Here is an 18240-nt window from a genome sequence, read left to right on the forward strand (position 1 = left end):
GATTTTTTTTGCTTAAAAAGTTTCCTTAAGGCAAAATTAATTCCTTAAGGAAAGATGAGGAGGATTATCTATGAAAGTAATGAAAAATGGAAGATTGTTTTTAAGTCTCATTGTTTTAATGCGTATTCTTTTCGGTGTAGGTTGGTTATTAGCAGGGGTAACCAAAATTACGGAAAAATCATGGTTTAAAGATCCTGGTGTATTTTTGAAAGAGTATTTATTGATGTCATTAGAAAACCCTAGCACCCCAACCTTCTATAAGGTTTTCATTGAGAACATTGCTTTAGAATATGTAACAGTCTTGAACTACCTTATTCCCATTGTCCAAATTTTACTGGGTATATTTCTTATAGCTGGCTTATTTACGATCCCTTCTATTCTAATGTGTCTCCTTATGCACATTAATTTCATCCTTTCTGGAAATATGAATATCATGAGTCTTGTTCTATATACTAGTGCATTTTCACTACTCATTTTCAGATCAGATGTATTTCACTTCAGTCTCGATAAATATTTTAATTTAGACATCCTACTGTCATTCCATCGAATGAAAACTGAACAAAGGGTATCTATGCCATCCAATAAAAAGAATCTTCCAATCAATTCATAAGTATGTTACTAATCCAATTGAACAACTTTTTTTCAACTCACACTCAGTCGGGGGATGAAGTCCCCCACTGACTTAAGCTTCACCTCATAAATTTTCCGATTTAAAATCAACTATCACACTCCTCTTTTGTCTATACCATTTTTTCTTTTCAGCATAAAAATAATAAAAGACTAATGATTTTATTTCTAATAATCTACTTACCACATCTAAAGAAAAAATGGGGAGTGAATGATAGTGAAGGTGTTTAAATTACCTCCTTTAACAATCGAACAAGAGATTGATTCAAAGATTAGCGAGATTCCATACGGTGTAGGCATGATTAATGCACCAAAAGTATGGAATCAGTCAAAAGGTAAAGGTATCGTCGTTGCCGTTTTAGATACAGGCTGTGATCCGAAACATCCGGATTTAAAAGGACGTATTATCGGAGGAAGAAATTTCACATCTGATTATCGTGGGAAAAAAAATAAATTTACAGATAACCATTACCACGGTACTCATGTTGCTGGAACGATTTGTGCTAAGCATAATAACAAAGGGGTTGTAGGTGTTGCCCCGAAAGTAAAACTATTAATCGGTAAGGTCTTAGACCGCAATGGTTCAGGTTCTTATAAGGGTATTATAGACGGTATTCGTTGGGCAACCGATTGGAGAGGACCACATGATGAACAGGTTAGAGTCATTTCGATGTCACTTGGAGGTCCAGAAGATGTCCCTGAATTACATGAGGCAATTAAGTACGCTGTAAATAAGGGAGTATCTGTCGTGGTAGCTGCTGGTAATAGCGGTGACGGTAATACAAATACGAATGAATATGCCTATCCAGGAGCATATGAAGAAGTTATTGAAGTAGGCGCAGTCGATCAACTGAAAAACTTGGCATGGTTTTCAAATACAAATGATCTAATTGACGTCGTAGCACCAGGAGTAAACATATTATCAACAATACCTAATCGAAGATACGCAAGATTATCAGGTACATCCATGGCAACCCCACATGTAGCAGGAGCAGTAGCTTTAATTATTGCCATACACGAAAAAAATGGAAAAAGATTAACAGAACCTGAGATTTATCACCTATTAACTCAATACACCACTGACTTAAACTTAGACACAAGAGCTGCAGGACATGGACTTGTGAATTTAACTCCAGCCTCAAATAAATGCTAATTCTAAATTACCTATTAACCTAAATCCACTTAGAACGCTTACAGATAACCTCGAAATTTAAACTTTCTTATTCTCGTATATAAACCCCACTTCATCTTATAGAAGTGGGGTCTTAAAGCTACTTTTCCCCACTGTAAAATCTTTCAAAGACTTTTTCCTCTTTACCTGGTTTTAGTCCTTTTCCATCATCACTGAATTCAAAAATAATTTTTTCTTGTTGAAGATAGCTTTTAATTGTAACCGTAGTTTCAGCGTAGCGAATAGCATTACCTAATAGGTTTATAAATGCCTGATGATTAAAACACATTTAATAAAAGAATTATTTTATTAAGTTGATCGCCGTTTCCAATCGCGTTAAATTATATATTCTATATTATCTAGAAAGGATGGTGAAGAACTAGATGGGTAAAGAAATGAAAGATTTAGAAAAAGAACTAAAAAAAGATATCGAAAAAGAATTGAAAAAAGATTTAGAAAAGGATCTAAAAAAAGATTTAGAAAAAGAATTGAAAAAAAATTTAAACCAACTTATTAAAAAAGAAGTTGAAAATGCATTGAAAAATCTAGCTATTAATATTGATTTCAAACCACAAATTAATGTCATTAATGATACTCAACGCGAAGTTGCTATCGGTACACAAGGAGTAGGAGCTGGTGAAAATACCAACATTGGAATCGTTGGGAAAAGTGGTTCAGCTGCTGCTGGTGATAATCCAGATGCAGCTAGTGTTGGGAAGGATGGGACTGCTCAAGCCGCTGATCCTCAATCTGCTCAAGCCACTACACGTGCTAATGCAGCTTCCCAACCAAATGATAGATTTAATCAAGGTACAGAATCAGGGACTGGAGATTTAAATCAAGATACTTCTCAATAAATATTCATTCGAATACACAGGTTAAAAGGATAAGATCCTCCTTATATTTAAAATGGTTTTATATATTAATTGAAAGGTGGTGATTTGTATGAGCAAAAAAGAAAAGAAACATTTTGAAGATGAATGTTGTGGTTGTATTAATATTGTAAATAATACATCACGAGAGGTAGCAATTGGAAAGTCCGGCGTTGCAGCAGGAGAATTCGCAAATGTAGCGTTTGTTGGTAAGGGTGGTTCAGCTGCTGCTGGTGGTAATCCAGATGCGGCAAGTGTCGGTAAAGATGGTACTGCTCAAGCTGCTGATCCTCAATCTGCTCAAGCTACTACACGTGGTAACGCAGCTTCTCAACCAAATGATAGATTTAATCAAGGCACTGAATCAGGGACTGGAGATTTAAATCAAAATACTTCTTTTTGAACTACCCTCACACACATGTTCATTCACGTAATGCAAGATCCTTAACACCTATATTTTTATGGCCAGGTTGAAATTTGTCTAAGTAATCCTTTCTAGCCCATGTAATCGCTTCGTGGATACGAGCCACCTTGATTGGCTGTTTGTTCTAGTTTGAACCCCGTTTTATCGCTAGGATTCCGCCTAATCTTAGAGTTGATGATACGACCTTCTACAACTGATAAAATGACAGAATCCTTGCTCCAAGCACATAAGACCCCCACTTTACCTTATAGAAGTGAGGGTCTTGCGATTAAGAACCCTTTCACAGAACTTTTCCCTGATAATAAAAAGGTAAAAATAAAGAAGACTATTTTTTTATGACCCCAGTTAGTTAAGAGATCGTCGATTTTTCTATACAATTCAATTCTTTAAATGATGTTTCAAAAAACATTTTACATATGGAAAAGATAGTTAGGAAAAGATAAAAATGAAAAGAATGAAAGGAGCTAAATCAAAATGATTGTAAGATCTTTAGAAGATTTAAAAGAGATGGGTCAAGATGTTGAAGGTGGAAATTGGAGAAGTCGTCGTTTCCTCCTCAAAAATGATAATATGGGATATTCTCTTAATGATACAATCATTCGAGCAGGAACTGAAACCCATATCTGGTACAAAAATCACCTAGAAGCCGTCTATTGTATTGAAGGAGAAGGCGAAGTTGAAACCATTGATGATGGTAAGGTCTATACTATAAAGGCTGGTACAATGTACGCTCTTAATAACCACGATAATCATTACTTGCGAGCCAAAACTGATATGCGGATGGTTTGTGTCTTTAGCCCACCACTCACTGGAAGAGAAACTCATGATGAAGAAGGTGTATATCCTTTAATAGAGGACGATGAGTAACTTAAATAGTATATGATGTTAAACTACGGTCATTTCCAATATTATTATTTGGGAAGACCGTAGCCTACCTATCAACAAAAATTGAAATCACTGTTCTTAACGAGTTCGCTAGCAGTACTGATATTGTATGGTTCACTGTAACAGGCTAACGGTAAATCCTACTTTATTTCCGAGCATTTCCACTAAACTTGTAACCTCCCCCTCTTACGGTTAGAATGAAGCGCGGCTTCGTCGGTTTCTGTTCTATTTTTTTTCGTAAATTACTTATATGTACGGTAATTGTTTTAACTTCCCCATTGCTGTCTGCTTTCCAGAGCAACTGATATAATTCTTCCATGCTAAATACACGATTTGGATGCCGAGCCAACTGGCATAATAATTCATATTCCGTTGCCGTCAAAGAGACATCTTTACCACTTACCTCGACAGTACGGCCCATTATATCAATTTTCATAGTGTCATATAGCAATACCTCTCCTTTTTCCTCGCTAAGATCAACGCTTTGACTTCGACGGAGGTGCGCTTTCACGCGTGCAACAAGCTCTTTTGGACTGAACGGTTTAGTGATATAGTCATCGCCACCCACTCCAAGTCCCAACACTTTGTCCATTTCATCATTTTTACAACTAACAAACAAGATAGGTATCTCTGTAAACTTTCTTAATTCACGACATATCTCGACGCCATCAGAATCAGGTAATAAAATATCAAGAATAATTAGATCTGGCTGCTCCTTCTTCACCAGTGTCATAACTTCTGTCCCGTTTTCAGCACGTATCACTTGAAACCTTTCTTTTTCTAAATAAAGACTAATGACTTCATTAATGACTTCATCGTCATCAACAACTAAGATTTTCCTGTTTGTCACTTCAATAATCCTCCAATATTCATTTTCATCTCGTTCTATTTACTATATATTATATATGAAAGCGATTATTTATTGAGGAGGAAAATTCGTGAGGAATGCTGTTGCTTTTAACAATATTGATGATTCCTTTAATGCAGGTAAATCCTTAATTCAAGAGGTTTTGGAACAGTTAAAAAAAAGCACCCCCGATATTTTACTTCTATTTACTACAGTTGGCCATGATATACCTATGCTGCTCAATGGTATTAGAAGTATAGTAGGGGATGTTCCAATTTGTGGTTGTACCGGAGCGGGAGTAATTAGTAGCTTCGATACAAGTGAAGCTGTATTTTCTGCTTGCCTAATGGGTTTAAAAGCAGATCAGATTCGGTTTGATCCATTTATTGTTTTTGGTTTATCTAAGGACTCAAGTCAAGTGGGTAAAAAAATGGGTAATATCATCAAATCATTGCAAATCCCGGTTGAAGATAACAAACTGCTTTTCCTCTTCCCAGACAGTATGACAACCAATGCAGAAAAATTATTACAAGGAATTATTACTTCTTTACCCTATCCTTTAGATATCTTAGGGGCAGCTGCTGCTAACGATTTCAACTATAGCCACACCTATCAATTTTGTGGAAATACAGTTCTAGAAGATTCGGTTGCAGGTCTTCTTATATCAGGAAATTTCCGCTATCATTATCAAATCAGCCATGGTCAAGAGCCTTTTGGGCCTTTACGAACGGTTACTAAAGCAATCGATAACCGCCTTTTGGAAATTGATGACAGGCCAGCTCTTGATGTACTCTCTTCCTCTATCGGATTGGAGAAATGGGAAGATTTTGCTCAAGCTGTTATGACTTCAGCTATCGGCTTATCGTTTCCAGGTAACTCCTACTCGGAAGATTTAATTATTAGGGGCATGATTAATTTTGACGTAAAAGAAAAAAGCGTCTCTTTTTCTGTACCAATCCCAGAAGGCTCTACTTTTTATATGACACTTCGTAACAGAGAAAAAATTCTCCAAGCATCTCAAAAGATGGGATCACGGTTACATTCACAGCTAAAAACACCGGAAGAAGCTGCTTTCTTTTATTTTAATTGTGCCGGAAGAGGCTCTTATCTCTTTGGTGAATCAGAGCCAGATGTCCATGCGGTTATGGGAGGACTGGGGTGCAATCAATCAATGATTGGTTTATTTAGTTTTGGTGAATTTGGGCCTGTACACGAGAAGAATCATTTTCATAATGCAACTGGAATTATTGTTGGGATTGAAGAACGATGAATCATGAACAATCCTTGTCACAATACACTCTTTCATTGGAAGAAGACATCAAAAGATATAAACAGGAAAATAATAAGTTACAATCATATTTAGAAAAATCCTCAGACAGTATTATGCGTCTAGATAATCAACAAATGTTACTTCAGCTTCAAATCAAAAGACAAGAAAGAACCTTTCAATTTTTCCAGCAGCTGTATCAAGTTACCCATTCAGCAAAGAACACGGAGCAATTGTTTAACCTTACACTCCATTCATTAATTCAAAATATGGGGTTTGATAAGGCGGCTATATATCAAAAGGATATGAATACATTTTATCCTGTTGCAATGAAAGGATATTCATCAACCGAGGCTAGCAGTATTCAATCAATTCCTGTTTACTACGCTCAATCGATTATAGAGCAAAATGGTATAATCGTGAATAAAGAATCCCGTGAAACATATACCGAGCCCTATGAGCATGAGCTTGGTGTAAAATATTTTATTGCTTGTCCTTTAATTATCAGAGAGAAAGTAGAACATATTTTTTTAGTCGGAAATAATCGCGAGGAGACTAGCCTCCGTTCTCAATTAACAATAATGGACTTAGAAACACTCCGAACCCTTTGCCAGCAGCTCTCTATTGCTTCAGCTAACATTCAGCTTTACCATCATTTAGAACGACAAATACAAGTAAGAACTGAGGCATTACAAGAGTCGAATTTCCGTTTGGAGGAAATGAATAAGGAATTGAGCCGTGTAGAACAATCCAGACGCAAACTATTGTCAAATATTTCCCACGACCTCGGAACTCCCTTATCGGCGATTCAAGTTTGTGTAGAAGCAATTCTGGATGGATTGGTAGAAGATTCTGTAGAACAAGAAAGATATCTAAATATCATCCTGTCTCGGGTTCAAGGACTAAAGCGACTAATTCTTGATTTATTTGAATTGTCTAAGCTCGAAACACGAGAAATTCGATTTGAGAAAACACTCCTTCAGCTTCACCCATTGACCCATCACCTGTTCACTAAGTATGAAATTGAAGCCAAAATGGCAGACATTCGATATGAATTCGTTATGGGGCAGTCTACGAACATTTCCATAGTAGCTGATGCAGACCGGATTGAACAGGTCTTTGCTAACCTAATCACGAATGCAATTAAGCATACCTCTCCTAATGGCAGAATTCGGGTGTCAACAGGATTAACAAACTTCCTGGCAAAACCGTATGCTATGATCAAAATTGAAGATAACGGATGCGGTATTTCTGAAGAAGATTTGCCCTACATATTTGACCGCTTTTATAAGGGCTCGAAGACACGCAATTCCAAAGATGGTGGCAGCGGTTTAGGGTTAGCTATATGTAAAGAAATTATTGAAGCACATAGAGGACGCATAGAAGCGGAAAGTTCAATAGGAAAAGGAAGTACGTTTTCGCTAATGCTACCCATTGAAAGTCAGTGTAATGAATAACAAAAAATGGAGACACCCTATAGATAGGGTACCCCAAATATATGTCCAGATTCCAAGTTTTTATTATCCAAACTGTGTCGAAAAAGGGAGATGAAACCCATCCCCCTTTATAGCTTAATTGAATTACTCTATTATGCTTGCCGAAACTTCCCGCAAGCTACTATATATCCTTTCTATTTCTTTAACTGCTAATGGTTTACTAAAGTAATAGCCTTGCGCCTCATCACATGATTGCTCTTTTAAAAATTGAATTTGTTCGATCGTCTCTACACCTTCTGCAATTACACTTAATCTAAGGTTTTTTGCCATAGCAATGATCGCACTCACAATTTCTGCGTTTTCTAGATCCATTATGAAAGATCGGTCGATTTTTAAGGTGTCAATCGTAAATTTCCTCAAATAACTTAGAGAAGAATAACCTGTACCAAAATCATCAATCGATATTTTAATTCCTATATTTTTTAAAGTCTGCAGTTTCGATATTACATAATCTGAACTGTTCATTGCAATACTTTCCGTTATTTCTAACTCTAAATACTGCGGCTCTAACTCTGTTTCTTGTAAAATTTGTTCAATGAGTCCTACTAATTTTTGTTGATGGAATTGAGCTGCTGATAAATTTACGGCAACACGCATATTTTTCATTATTTCATTTTGCTGCCACTTTTTATTTTGGATACAAGCCTCCTTGATGACCCATTCTCCAAGCGGAATAATTAAACCAGATTCTTCTGCTATCGGAATAAATTCCGCTGGTGAAATTAAGCCTAATTTTGGATGGTTCCAGCGAAGCAGTGCCTCCATCCCAACAATTTCTCCATTTGTTAAATTCACTTGTGGTTGATAGTAGAGTTCAAGTTCCCCATTACGATGTGCATTTCGTAAGTCCTTTTCAAGTTGGACGCGTTTAATAGCCAAGTTGTCCATATCGGATGTGAAAAATTCATACGTATTTTTTCCTTTATCTTTTGCTCGATATAAGGCGATATCTGCATTTTTGATAAGGGTATCAATACTTTTCCCGTCTTGCGGATAAATACTTACACCAATACTTGGGGTAATAAATACTTCATGCTCTTCTAATGAATACGATTTCCCTAATAGCTCTAGTATTTTCTCTACTTTTTGAACGGTATAATTATAATTGGTATTTGAAACTAAAATAATAAATTCATCTCCACCAAAACGAGTGACAATATCATTTTGGTCGAGGCCATTTTCTAATCTCTTAGCTACTTCCTTTAGTAATAAATCTCCTAAACGATGACCAAACATATCATTTATTGATTTAAAGCGATCTAAATCAAAGAATAGTATAGAAAGTTGTTTTTTATCCTTTTTAGCTTCTTCGATTTTTGTCGTAAATAATTCTTGAAGACTGTTTCTGTTAGGTAATCTAGTTAGTGTGTCATAATAAGCTAAGTTTTTAATTTCTTCATTCTTATCTTTTAATTGTTGTGTGTAGGAAGCTAGACTATCTGACATCTTATTAACACGTTTAGCTAGAACACCTAATTCATCTTTTCTATTTTGTTGGACATGTACCCCAAAATTTCCTTCTGAGATTTCATCTACTTTACGTAAGATTTGTTTCACTGGTCTTACAATATAACCAGCTAGTAGATAACTTCCGACAAAAGCAATACTTAGTAAAATAAGAGAGATAATGACATTACTTACTAGCTGCTGATTTAAAATACTTTGGATCACACTATAATCAGTAACTAAACCTATGACATAGGGATTTTCGCCAAGGATAGGAACGAAATTTTTGACAACACGCTTTCCATTAATCTCTGTTTCATAACTAGTAGATTTCTCTGTTTCATAGGCTTCTAAGACATATTTCCGATCATATTCTAATCGTTCATAGGTATTTTCGCCAAAAAATAATGGTCTGTTACGTAATTCAATGATCGCTTCGCCATTTTGATACGTATATATAGGGTCTTTCCCATAGGTTTTTGGATTAAAACCGGTAATATCTAAGATTACATTACTTTCAGCGACGATTTTTTTTACAATAGAATTTGCACTCGTTGTATCCACAAACTTTTGGTACAGTTGATCGTCTTTAATGTATGGATTAATAATATAGTTTGTAGATCCATCAAAATAATAACCCCATTTATCAATTGAACCAGGATCAGAAGTAGATACATCAAAAGGACCAGCCCAATAGTTCGGGAGTTTTTGGCCTTCTGGTATCGTTACTCGCTGTTCATTAAATAATTGTTGAAAAGCTTCAAACCAATAGCCCCATTCTTTTGTACTTAATTCAATTTGTGTAGGGTCTGAAGACCTCTTCCCAACAATATCATCACCTTCCTGTTGAAAGAGAGTAATGTGGGAAACATCTAGCTGTTTACTAAGTTCTATTAGCTCTTCGTTTTGAACATTTTCAATATTAGGATCTAAATTACTTTTTGTGTACATCGCCGCATAGCGAAGTTTTTCTCCAATTAAATCTTCAATGTAAGTGGACCCAATATCGGTTTGTTCAATGGATACTCTTATTTCATTTGCTAATTGGTTCATTTGTTGCTTTTGATCATTTTCTAACATATCTTTTGTAAAGTAATAGTTTAATGAGTTATTTAAAATTAAAATGATAGAAACGACAAAAGAAAATATAATTGATAATTTTGTTTTAATGGACACAAAACTTCTCCCCTAGATAGTGGTTTTATACATGATCGGGACCATAAAATTCAAAATAATTTTTTTCTGTCTCCCAAACACCGATTTTATATAAATTGGGAATTTTGTCGTATAAAAGATCCCATATTACATAAAGTAGCATTTCTGAAGTAGGGTTAACATCCTTAAATATTTCCAAATCAGCATTTATATGCTTATGATCCAAAAGTTCTACTACATTTTCATTTACGATATCTTCAAACTTTTTATAATGCGTAACCACACCTGTATTTTGATCCGGCACCCCTTTAACTGTTACTTCAAGTTTATAATTGTGGCCGTGACCATAAAGGTTGTTGCACTTGCCAAAAAGTTCAATGTTCTCTTCATCACTGATATAATTACTATGTAAGCGGTGAGCCGTACTGAAATAAAATAATTTTGTTACATATACATTCATTGCATCATCCCCCACAATTTGACCAGAAGTAAATGGTGTTTGTTCGATTTTTATTCTTTCAAGCTTAGCATCAGTAAATAATTCGTTCATTTCAGACCAGAAATATAATAAAAGGTTTTCTACTGACGGTTTATTTTTCTTAAAAAATGAAACTTCATCATCTAGTAATTTTCCGTCTATTTTCTTCAGGGTATCCTTAATAACATTATCGATATCGACAATATTCACGACAATCCCTGTATCTTTATTAACTTTTCCTTTAACCGTAATATCTATTTTATAATCATGTCCCATTGTTCTTAACATGCCAGTTGGTGATTGGTCAAGGCGATGAACGGCACCAAAAAAAAGTGTTCTCGTTAAATACATCATGTTACAGCTATCTCCTTTGTTATTTTATAAGATTCCTTTAGGAGGTGTTAAGGTCAGTTCATCAATTCGGACATGAAGTGGTGTGGTAGCTATAAAAGAAACTACCCGAGCAACATCTTCTACCTGTAACATATCCTCTTCTTTAAATGTATCTTGCCCTTTTAATCCTCCAGTCACTAATGCTACCTTCATTCCCATTTTTTCACTCCTCTCCTTTTTTAATTAGGATAGTTAAAAACCGCCTCTTATATAATTGGAAAATCAAGTGACTTTCTTTTTTTACTAATTATGTTCTTCTGATATCATCTCATTTTCAGATAAATTTGACAATATTACAGATTTCAAAATATCCCATACTTCGATAAATTTCCCCTTATCCTATTATTATAGTAGAAAAGTCAGAATACGTCAGGATTATTATTTAAATCGCCTTTAAGAACCTTTGGATTGGATATAAAGGGTGAAAGGAGGTGGGTTAAGCGGAGATGAAATGGATGTGAAGACATAAAAACAGCTTACATCAAATAAAAAAGCATCTACAACCTAGTTATAAATGCTTTCTATTATTATAAAATTAAAATCCGATATACTTTATTATTTTACTTCTTATAATTTTAAATCCTCATTAATTAACTTTGAACTTCCTTCTATTTTTCAATAATGGAAATAAAATAGTCAGTAAGCTTATCCCAATAAGAGCTAAAGCAATTGGTTTATCTAAAAAGATAGAAAAACTTCCATTTGAAATCGTTAACGTTTGTCTTAATGCTTGTTCCATCATTCCTCCAAGGATAAACGCAAGAATAAACGGCGCCGCTGGAAAAGAAAGCATCCTCATTAAAAATCCAATAATACCAAATACAACCAAAAGGTATAAATCAAATGTGTTAAAGCTTATTGCATAAACTCCAATTAAGCTAAAGATAATAACAAGCGAGATTAATAAAGGTCTAGGGATTTTTAATACTTTTGCAATGTAAGGAATTAAAGGTAAGTTTAAAATTAATAAAAAGATATTTCCGACATACATACTTGCAATAATTCCCCAGAACACTTCTGGACGATCGACAATTAATAAAGGACCCGGTTGTACTCCTAGTACTAAAAATGCTCCTAGTAATACGGCAGTAGTCCCTGAACCTGGAATCCCTAAGCTAAGTAATGGTACAAAGGCTCCTCCAGTAGCAGCATTATTAGCTGTTTCAGGAGCTGCTAACCCTTTGATCGATCCTTTTCCAAACTCCTCTGGATTTTTTGCAATTTTTTTCTCCGTGATATACGCAATAAAAGAAGCAATCGTTGCACCTGCTCCTGGCAAGACACCGATAATAAAGCCTAAAAACGATTGTCTCGTCATTGGCCCGCTCATTTCCTTGAAATCCTGTTTTGAAAGACGCAAACTGCCGAGATTTTTATTTTCACCCATACTATCGTCTTTTCGGTTCAATATCAGGGTACAGACTTCAGCTAAAGCAAATAAACCGAGCGCGATAACTAAAAAGTCAATGCCTTCTAGTAAGTTTGCACTTCCAAACGTAAATCTACTTGTCCCCGTTTGGCTGTCAATTCCAACTGTAACAACCATAAATCCTATTGTCGCAGAAATAAATGCTTTAATGGTTGAACCCTCAGATAAGCTCGAAATCGCAGTTAATCCCATAAACATTAAGGCAAAATATTCAGCTGGTCCAAATGATACAGCTACTGCTGATAAAATAGGAGTAAATAGCATGAGTAAAACGATACTTACTGTTCCCCCAGTAAATGATGCAATGGCCGCAATAGCTAATGCCTTCCCAGCTTTTCCTTGCTGTGCCATCGGATAACCATCAAAGGATGTGGCAACGGTTCCAGCTACCCCTGGGGCATTTAATAGAATAGAAGAACTAGAGCCGCCAAATATCGCCCCATAATACACACCTGCCATCATCACTAAAGCAACGGTTGGATTCATACTATAGGTGATCGGGATCATAATGGCAATCGCACTAATTGGCCCTAATCCTGGCATCATCCCAATAAAGGTACCTACAAAAACACCGATAAAAACAAAAAGTATTCCTTCCAAACTAAATGCAACTTGAAAACCTGATATTAACCCTTGAAATGCATCCATACTCTTTCCCCCTATTAAAACGGAATAATTCCTGCTGGTAGATTGATTCGAAGTAAATAATTAAACAGAGCATAAATAACGACTGAAAAAACAACAGAAACAATTCCGTTCGTAATATGCTTTTTATACCCTAAAAATAAGGAACAGCAGAAAATAAACACGGTAGTCATCATTAAAAACCCTAGAATTTCTAGTAGAGAAATATAAATTAAAATAAAAACAAGGACAACTAATAATATAAGTTGATTACTTTTTGTTATCTTTCTTTTTTGTTTTTCCGCTTCTGTCTCTACGTTTTTGTCAAAAAATAAGAGAACAGCGAAAAATAATAATAGGAAACCAAGTCCTTTTGGAAGGACATCTGCATCGATGATGGCATTAGGGTATTTAGGTATGTTAAAGCTTAAAATGATATAAATTCCTGCTACGATTGCGAGAATGATTGCAACTTTTTGATTGATCCTTTTTAGCAATTTTTTTCACCTCTTATACATAGAAGGAAAGATAGAACAGCACTGCTCTATCTTTCTCATAATTTTTGTTATATTAAGCAGAAAATTATCGAGCTAGTCCTAATTCTTCAAGAAGCGTCTTCATATCGTCAGCTTCTGTCTTTAAGAATTCACTGTACTCTTCACTATTCATATAGAGTTCGCCCCAACCATATTTTTTACGGATTTCATCCCAAGCTGGAGAATCGCTTAACTCTTTGAATTTTTGTTCATAGTATTTCACAGCTGCTGGATCCATATTAGGAGGACCAAAGAAGCCTCTCCAGTTCACAAAAGTCTCGTCTATCCCTTGTTCCTTAGCTGTCGGGAAGTCAGATAAAACATCTCCTTCTAATCTTTCTTCAGAAGTAATTCCCAAAACTTTTATTTTCCCTGCTTTTACTTGTTCAATCGTTTCTGCAACCCCTGTTGTGTAAACATCAACACTTCCATTAAGTACAGCCGTCAAACCACCTGCATCTGGATCAGAGACATATTTAATCTTCGTTACATCGACACCTGCAGCCTTAGCAATTTTGACAAACTGCATATGGTCCATACTTCCTGGTGATGATGTCCCGATGATACTCACACTAGCAGGATCCTCTTTCATATCCTCGAATAATTCATTTAAGTTGTTCCATTTTGCATCTGCTTTAACTACGAATGCACCATAATCAGCGATAACATTAGCAATTGGCGTAAAATCTTCATAGCCATATTCAGATTGACCATTTAAAGGAACTAATACTAATGGCGGCGAAGCTACAAATAAATGATATGGACTAGCATCTTGTTTAGCGATGTACGCCCAACCGATAGCTCCTCCTCCACCTGCTTTATTAACAACTGGTAATCTTTGATCGATAATTTTTTCTTGTTCAAATACTTGAGATGCCATCCTTGCAGTCGTATCCCAACCGCCACCAGGCCCTGCAGGTGCTACAACTTCAATTGGTTTTGTCGGTGACCATTCACCATTTTCGTTTGTTTCTCCTCCACTTGACTGACTAGAGCATCCGACCGATAACAATAGCATACAGGCAGCAACTACTCCAAAAATCTTTTTCATTGTGTATCCCCCTATGTTTCTTTTTTTATTCCTTTGTCCTTACATGCAATATTAAATTAGAATAGCTTGAATGTAACCGTTTCCAATTTATAATGCATAAACAACTTTCTGTTTATTTTGTTCATTTTGTTCACAGGGAGACTTAGCTGAAAAAAGCACCTTCCTAATTAAAATTGCAGGTTCAATTTTGGGAGTGAAATCTCAAAACATATATAAAATTACAAATATAATGAGTATAGTGCTAAAAGACCTGCACAATCTAATTTAGCAAAATAAAAACGCTCGGGCTTTTAATCCGAACGTTTAGCCTATAATATACTACCTTGTAGCTTAATTGAACAAGAAAAGCGCAACCGCCCGTTTACCGACGTACGGACTGGACTGAGCCGCAGGAGATATCATCCTGAGAACTGAACCTATTTTAATAAAGAAGAATACTAAACTTACATCAAATAATATTTTCGTTCAGGTCTTCCGACAATTCCGTATTCCAACTCCGCTTTTGCTTTTCCTACGGATATTAAATATTCTAAATACCTTCTAGCCGTTGTTCTAGAAGCACCTAAATATGCACTTAAATCTTCTGCGTTTATTCCACCCTCAAAGGATTCCATCGTTTGTTGTACTTTTGACAAGGTTAAAGGGTCAATTCCTTTTGGTAAGACAATAGAATTTGTCTTTGACTGACTACCAGTAAATACTTGATCAATTACGGATTGATTAAATTCATCATTCGATTCAAACAGTTCTCTTCGACTCACCACTTTATTTAAAGCTGATTTAAAGCGCTTAAAAGTGACTGGCTTTACGATATAATCAAGTACTCCATTTCGAATAGAAGATTCTATATCGTGTCTTTCTGTGGATGCCGTAATTAAAATGATATCAAGCTTTGGAAATCTTTTTCTCAAGTCTGTAAGTAAAGCTACTCCGTTTTGGTCTGGTAGATAATTATCTAGTAATAAAACATCCACATCGTTATTTTCTAATAAGGTGAGAGCTTCAGTGGCATTTAATGCTTTGCCAACAACTTTAATTCCACCAATCTTCTCTAAAAATTGCTCATGAATAGAAGCAACTCGGAAATCGTCTTCTGCAATGGCTACCTTTATCATATTGAACCACCTCACTTTAAAAACTTTTATTCCGTTGAACTAGTTATTTTTTTCGGCAGGTAGATACTTAATACGGTTCCAGCACCAGACTTAGATTGTACCTCGATCGTTCCATTTAGTTTTTCTACCGCTTGTTTTACAATGGATAAACCAAACCCTCGATTTTCAACACCCTTGGTGGAATAACCCGTTTCAAATATTTTTTCTACTTCATATTCCGGAATACCATGTCCATTATCATAAACTTCTATGACTAAATCCTCACCTACATCTATCGCAAAGAAAGTTACTTTACCATCTTTTCTTCCTTCTACAGCTTCAAAGGCATTGTCTACTAAGTTTCCAATAATTGAAATCACATCAGCATAAAAATACTTTGGAAGCACATCAATGCTACAATTTTCATCGATAATAAACTGAATTTTTTTCTCAGACGCTCTTCCTAATTTACCTAATAGCAAAGCTTGGATTTTTCCGTCATGAATTTGTTCAAAAATAATCTTATTTTGCGTTTCATGAGCTAACGATTCAGCTTGAATCATATCAATAGCTTCGTCATATTTCTCCAGCTGTAAAAGACCAGACAATACATATAACTTATTAGAAAATTCATGAGTCTGTGCCCGCAAATCCTCAGAATACCTTCTCACTTCAGATAAGGTTTCTAGCATTTGATTGAACTCCGTTTTATCTCTAAACGTTGAGACAACACCGATGACTTGATTCTTTTCTATAATAGGAGTTCGATTAATAATAATCCTCTTATTTCTAAGTGTAACTTCATGGTCACGATGCGGCTTTCCGGTTTCAAGTACTTTATATACACCTGTTTCAGGTAGGATCGTTTCAATTTTCTTATGGATAATATCGTCTTGTACACCTAACAAGTTTTTCGCTGATTGGTTAATCATCGTTATATATCCGTCTTTATCAACAGATATAATCCCTTCCTTGATGGAGTAAAGAATGGCGTTTCGTTCTAAATATAAAGAAGTCACCTCATATGGCTCTAATCCGAGAGTCGTACTGCGTATGTTTCTAGCTAGTAAATAGCTTACAGCAACCCCAATTAATACGATAAATAAGGAAATCAATACCATTTCTTTCCCCTGTTGAAATATTTCTTCTTTCAAGTCTGACATTAAATACCCAACTGATACAACGCCGATGATTTCTCCATTCGCATTTACAATCGGTCCTTTTCCTCTTATCGACTTACCAAGTGAACCTTTTGCGATTGAAATATAAAACTCGCCATTCAGTGCTTGGGCGTTGTCTCCTCCGACCATTGGAAGACCTAATTTTTCTTGATCCGGATGGGCAAAACGAATCCCCTCTTTATTACCAATCACAATAAATTCTGCACCAGTCTCATTTCTAATTTTATTGATTAACGGTTGTAACGTCGCAGACGGATCCTCTTCTTCAAATGCTGAGATGACAGTAGGTATGGAGGAAACAGTTATTGCTAATTGGAGAGCTTGGTTCCCCATTTGTTTTTCTACTTGTTTATATTCAACGGCTAAAGAAATAATTAAGAAAATTAAAATAATAAAGATTGCAATTAATATATTAGAACCTATGATCTTGGTTTGCAATGACATCGGTAGTTTTTTAGGTTTCATATTCACCTCAAAATTATTAAAATACATTCTTACAATTAAGCCTATTACTATTCTATTAATTTTTCAGACTTTTGTCACCCCGGTCTAGATTTAAAATCTCTTGAGGTGTTAATGGTTTAAAATGTATCTATTGTATAAATCTCGGAAAGGATGGATAGTGTAGTAATTTTATAGCTTGAAATATTATTGGAGGAACAAACGTGGAACTAATACAAATGTCTAGTAGTAGAAAATTAATAGTCCAATTTACTGTTTACCTTCCCATAACATTAATTAGAGATGGTAAATTAATTAAAGAAAATTTAATAGAAATAAATAGAGATAGCCTATGGCTAAGGAATCAACTATTTGCTATTGGTATACGTAAAATTGAGGACGTCCTTTTTGCTGAATGATTAGAAAATGACGGTTTATTTGTTGTTCCTCATAGGTCACATCTAAACTCGAAGCCTAAATAATTGTAGATTCAGTGTAATGAATAAAAAAGCTTCCCTGATCTCGTATCAAGGAGGCTTTTTTAAAGAATAAGAAAGCATAAATTTCGAGGATGTCTAGCTGCAGGTGTCATCGGCTCGAGGTCGCTTCGGTCCATCAAACGTGTCTAAAAGTCAAGACACTAATTGCTGGTCCTCCAGCGCTTGTCGCCGATAAACAGACACCTTCCGCTTTTCTTGTCTAGCTGCAGGTGTCATCGGCTCGAGGTCGCTTCGGTCCATCAAACGTGTCTAAAAGTCAAGACACTAATTGCTGGTCCTCCAGCGCTTGTCGCCGATAAACAGACACCTTCCGCTTTTCTTGT

18 protein-coding genes are annotated in these 18240 nt (G+C 35.5%); 8 read left to right on the forward strand and 10 right to left on the reverse strand.

Translation table 11 applies throughout. The annotated features are described in order from the left end of the window. The first annotated feature begins 70 nt into the window (after positions 1–70). Positions 71–610, forward strand: a complete 540-nt coding sequence (locus J0N78_RS12895) for a DoxX family membrane protein (protein WP_209123502.1) — start codon at positions 71–73, stop codon at positions 608–610. Between the two features lie 234 nt (positions 611–844). Then, positions 845–1780 carry a S8 family peptidase gene (locus tag J0N78_RS12900; RefSeq protein ID WP_307794930.1) on the forward strand — a complete coding sequence of 312 codons (936 nt, stop codon included), beginning with the start codon at positions 845–847 and terminating at the stop codon, positions 1778–1780. Positions 1781–1898: 118 nt separating this feature from the next. Here the strand turns inward: J0N78_RS12900 and J0N78_RS26515 are convergent, their stop codons facing one another. Then, positions 1899–2087, reverse strand: coding sequence for an ATP-binding protein (locus tag J0N78_RS26515; protein ID WP_209123504.1), 189 nt, complete (start codon positions 2085–2087; stop codon positions 1899–1901). A gap of 94 nt (positions 2088–2181) precedes the next feature. On the opposite strand from J0N78_RS26515, the gene J0N78_RS12910 reads away from it, so the two are divergent. The 3 genes from J0N78_RS12910 to J0N78_RS12920 all read left to right on the forward strand — a co-directional run bounded on the left by J0N78_RS12910 (position 2182) and on the right by J0N78_RS12920 (position 3961). Further along, positions 2182–2655, forward strand: a complete 474-nt coding sequence (locus J0N78_RS12910) for a hypothetical protein (RefSeq protein ID WP_209123505.1) — start codon at positions 2182–2184, stop codon at positions 2653–2655. Between the two features lie 88 nt (positions 2656–2743). Continuing rightward, positions 2744–3073: a hypothetical protein gene (locus tag J0N78_RS12915; RefSeq protein WP_209123506.1), complete on the forward strand. Its 330-nt coding sequence runs from the start codon at positions 2744–2746 to the stop codon at positions 3071–3073. 495 nt (positions 3074–3568) lie between these two features. Then, a complete protein-coding gene (locus tag J0N78_RS12920; protein ID WP_209123507.1) occupies positions 3569–3961 on the forward strand; it encodes an ectoine synthase in 393 nt (130 codons plus the stop codon). A gap of 163 nt (positions 3962–4124) precedes the next feature. On the opposite strand, the gene J0N78_RS12925 is transcribed toward J0N78_RS12920, so the two are convergent. Then, positions 4125–4829, reverse strand: coding sequence for a response regulator transcription factor (locus J0N78_RS12925; RefSeq protein WP_209123508.1), 705 nt, complete (start codon positions 4827–4829; stop codon positions 4125–4127). A gap of 88 nt (positions 4830–4917) precedes the next feature. Here J0N78_RS12925 and J0N78_RS12930 point away from each other — a divergent pair, with 88 nt between their 5' ends. Next, a complete protein-coding gene (locus tag J0N78_RS12930) occupies positions 4918–6096 on the forward strand; it encodes an FIST signal transduction protein (RefSeq protein ID WP_209123509.1) in 1179 nt (392 codons plus the stop codon). Continuing rightward, complete coding sequence (locus J0N78_RS12935; RefSeq protein WP_209123510.1) at positions 6093–7550, forward strand: ATP-binding protein; 1458 nt, start codon at positions 6093–6095, stop codon at positions 7548–7550. Before J0N78_RS12930 ends, J0N78_RS12935 begins: the two co-directional genes overlap by 4 nt. A 123-nt stretch (positions 7551–7673) precedes the next feature. Here J0N78_RS12935 and J0N78_RS12940 read toward each other — a convergent pair whose 3' ends face one another. The 8 genes from J0N78_RS12940 to J0N78_RS12975 form a co-directional block, all read right to left on the reverse strand. Continuing rightward, entirely contained in the window at positions 7674–10211 is a 2538-nt protein-coding gene (locus tag J0N78_RS12940; RefSeq protein WP_209123511.1) for an EAL domain-containing protein, read from the reverse strand. A gap of 25 nt (positions 10212–10236) precedes the next feature. Next, complete coding sequence (locus J0N78_RS12945; RefSeq protein WP_209123512.1) at positions 10237–11022, reverse strand: 6-carboxytetrahydropterin synthase; 786 nt, start codon at positions 11020–11022, stop codon at positions 10237–10239. Positions 11023–11046: 24 nt separating this feature from the next. Next, positions 11047–11220: a hypothetical protein gene (locus tag J0N78_RS12950; protein WP_209123513.1), complete on the reverse strand. Its 174-nt coding sequence runs from the start codon at positions 11218–11220 to the stop codon at positions 11047–11049. Between the two features lie 427 nt (positions 11221–11647). Continuing rightward, positions 11648–13138 carry a tripartite tricarboxylate transporter permease gene (locus J0N78_RS12955; protein ID WP_209123514.1) on the reverse strand — a complete coding sequence of 497 codons (1491 nt, stop codon included), beginning with the start codon at positions 13136–13138 and terminating at the stop codon, positions 11648–11650. Positions 13139–13152: 14 nt separating this feature from the next. Continuing rightward, positions 13153–13611, reverse strand: coding sequence for a tripartite tricarboxylate transporter TctB family protein (locus J0N78_RS12960; protein WP_209123515.1), 459 nt, complete (start codon positions 13609–13611; stop codon positions 13153–13155). Positions 13612–13696: 85 nt separating this feature from the next. Further along, positions 13697–14701 (reverse strand): tripartite tricarboxylate transporter substrate binding protein, encoded by a 1005-nt coding sequence (locus tag J0N78_RS12965; protein WP_209123516.1) that lies wholly within the window; start codon positions 14699–14701, stop codon positions 13697–13699. A gap of 443 nt (positions 14702–15144) precedes the next feature. Beyond that, complete coding sequence (locus J0N78_RS12970) at positions 15145–15816, reverse strand: response regulator (protein WP_209123517.1); 672 nt, start codon at positions 15814–15816, stop codon at positions 15145–15147. Between the two features lie 26 nt (positions 15817–15842). Beyond that, entirely contained in the window at positions 15843–17441 is a 1599-nt protein-coding gene (locus J0N78_RS12975; protein WP_209123518.1) for an ATP-binding protein, read from the reverse strand. Between the two features lie 200 nt (positions 17442–17641). Here J0N78_RS12975 and J0N78_RS12980 point away from each other — a divergent pair, with 200 nt between their 5' ends. Further along, the gene (locus J0N78_RS12980) at positions 17642–17836 is read left to right on the forward strand and encodes a YetF domain-containing protein (RefSeq protein WP_209123519.1); all 195 of its coding nucleotides are present in this window, start codon (positions 17642–17644) and stop codon (positions 17834–17836) included. Positions 17837–18240 lie beyond the last annotated feature (404 nt).

This window comes from Alkalihalobacillus sp. BA299 (assembly GCF_017745675.1).
Lineage (GTDB): Bacteria > Bacillota > Bacilli > Bacillales > Bacillaceae_F > Alkalihalobacterium.

Excerpts from the sequence above, each read along its gene's own strand:
- J0N78_RS12970 (WP_209123517.1), bottom strand. The coding sequence starts at position 15,816 with ATGATAAAGGTAGCCATTGCAGAAGACGATTTCCGAGTTGCTTCTATT.
- J0N78_RS12895 (WP_209123502.1), top strand. The coding sequence starts at position 71 with ATGAAAGTAATGAAAAATGGAAGATTGTTTTTAAGTCTCATTGTTTTA.
- J0N78_RS12955 (WP_209123514.1), bottom strand. The coding sequence starts at position 13,138 with ATGGATGCATTTCAAGGGTTAATATCAGGTTTTCAAGTTGCATTTAGT.
- J0N78_RS26515 (WP_209123504.1), bottom strand. The coding sequence starts at position 2,087 with ATGTGTTTTAATCATCAGGCATTTATAAACCTATTAGGTAATGCTATT.
- J0N78_RS12935 (WP_209123510.1), top strand. The coding sequence starts at position 6,093 with ATGAATCATGAACAATCCTTGTCACAATACACTCTTTCATTGGAAGAA.
- J0N78_RS12950 (WP_209123513.1), bottom strand. The coding sequence starts at position 11,220 with ATGGGAATGAAGGTAGCATTAGTGACTGGAGGATTAAAAGGGCAAGAT.
- J0N78_RS12920 (WP_209123507.1), top strand. The coding sequence starts at position 3,569 with ATGATTGTAAGATCTTTAGAAGATTTAAAAGAGATGGGTCAAGATGTT.
- J0N78_RS12945 (WP_209123512.1), bottom strand. The coding sequence starts at position 11,022 with ATGATGTATTTAACGAGAACACTTTTTTTTGGTGCCGTTCATCGCCTT.
- J0N78_RS12965 (WP_209123516.1), bottom strand. The coding sequence starts at position 14,701 with ATGAAAAAGATTTTTGGAGTAGTTGCTGCCTGTATGCTATTGTTATCG.
- J0N78_RS12975 (WP_209123518.1), bottom strand. The coding sequence starts at position 17,441 with ATGAAACCTAAAAAACTACCGATGTCATTGCAAACCAAGATCATAGGT.
- J0N78_RS12915 (WP_209123506.1), top strand. The coding sequence starts at position 2,744 with ATGAGCAAAAAAGAAAAGAAACATTTTGAAGATGAATGTTGTGGTTGT.
- J0N78_RS12910 (WP_209123505.1), top strand. The coding sequence starts at position 2,182 with ATGGGTAAAGAAATGAAAGATTTAGAAAAAGAACTAAAAAAAGATATC.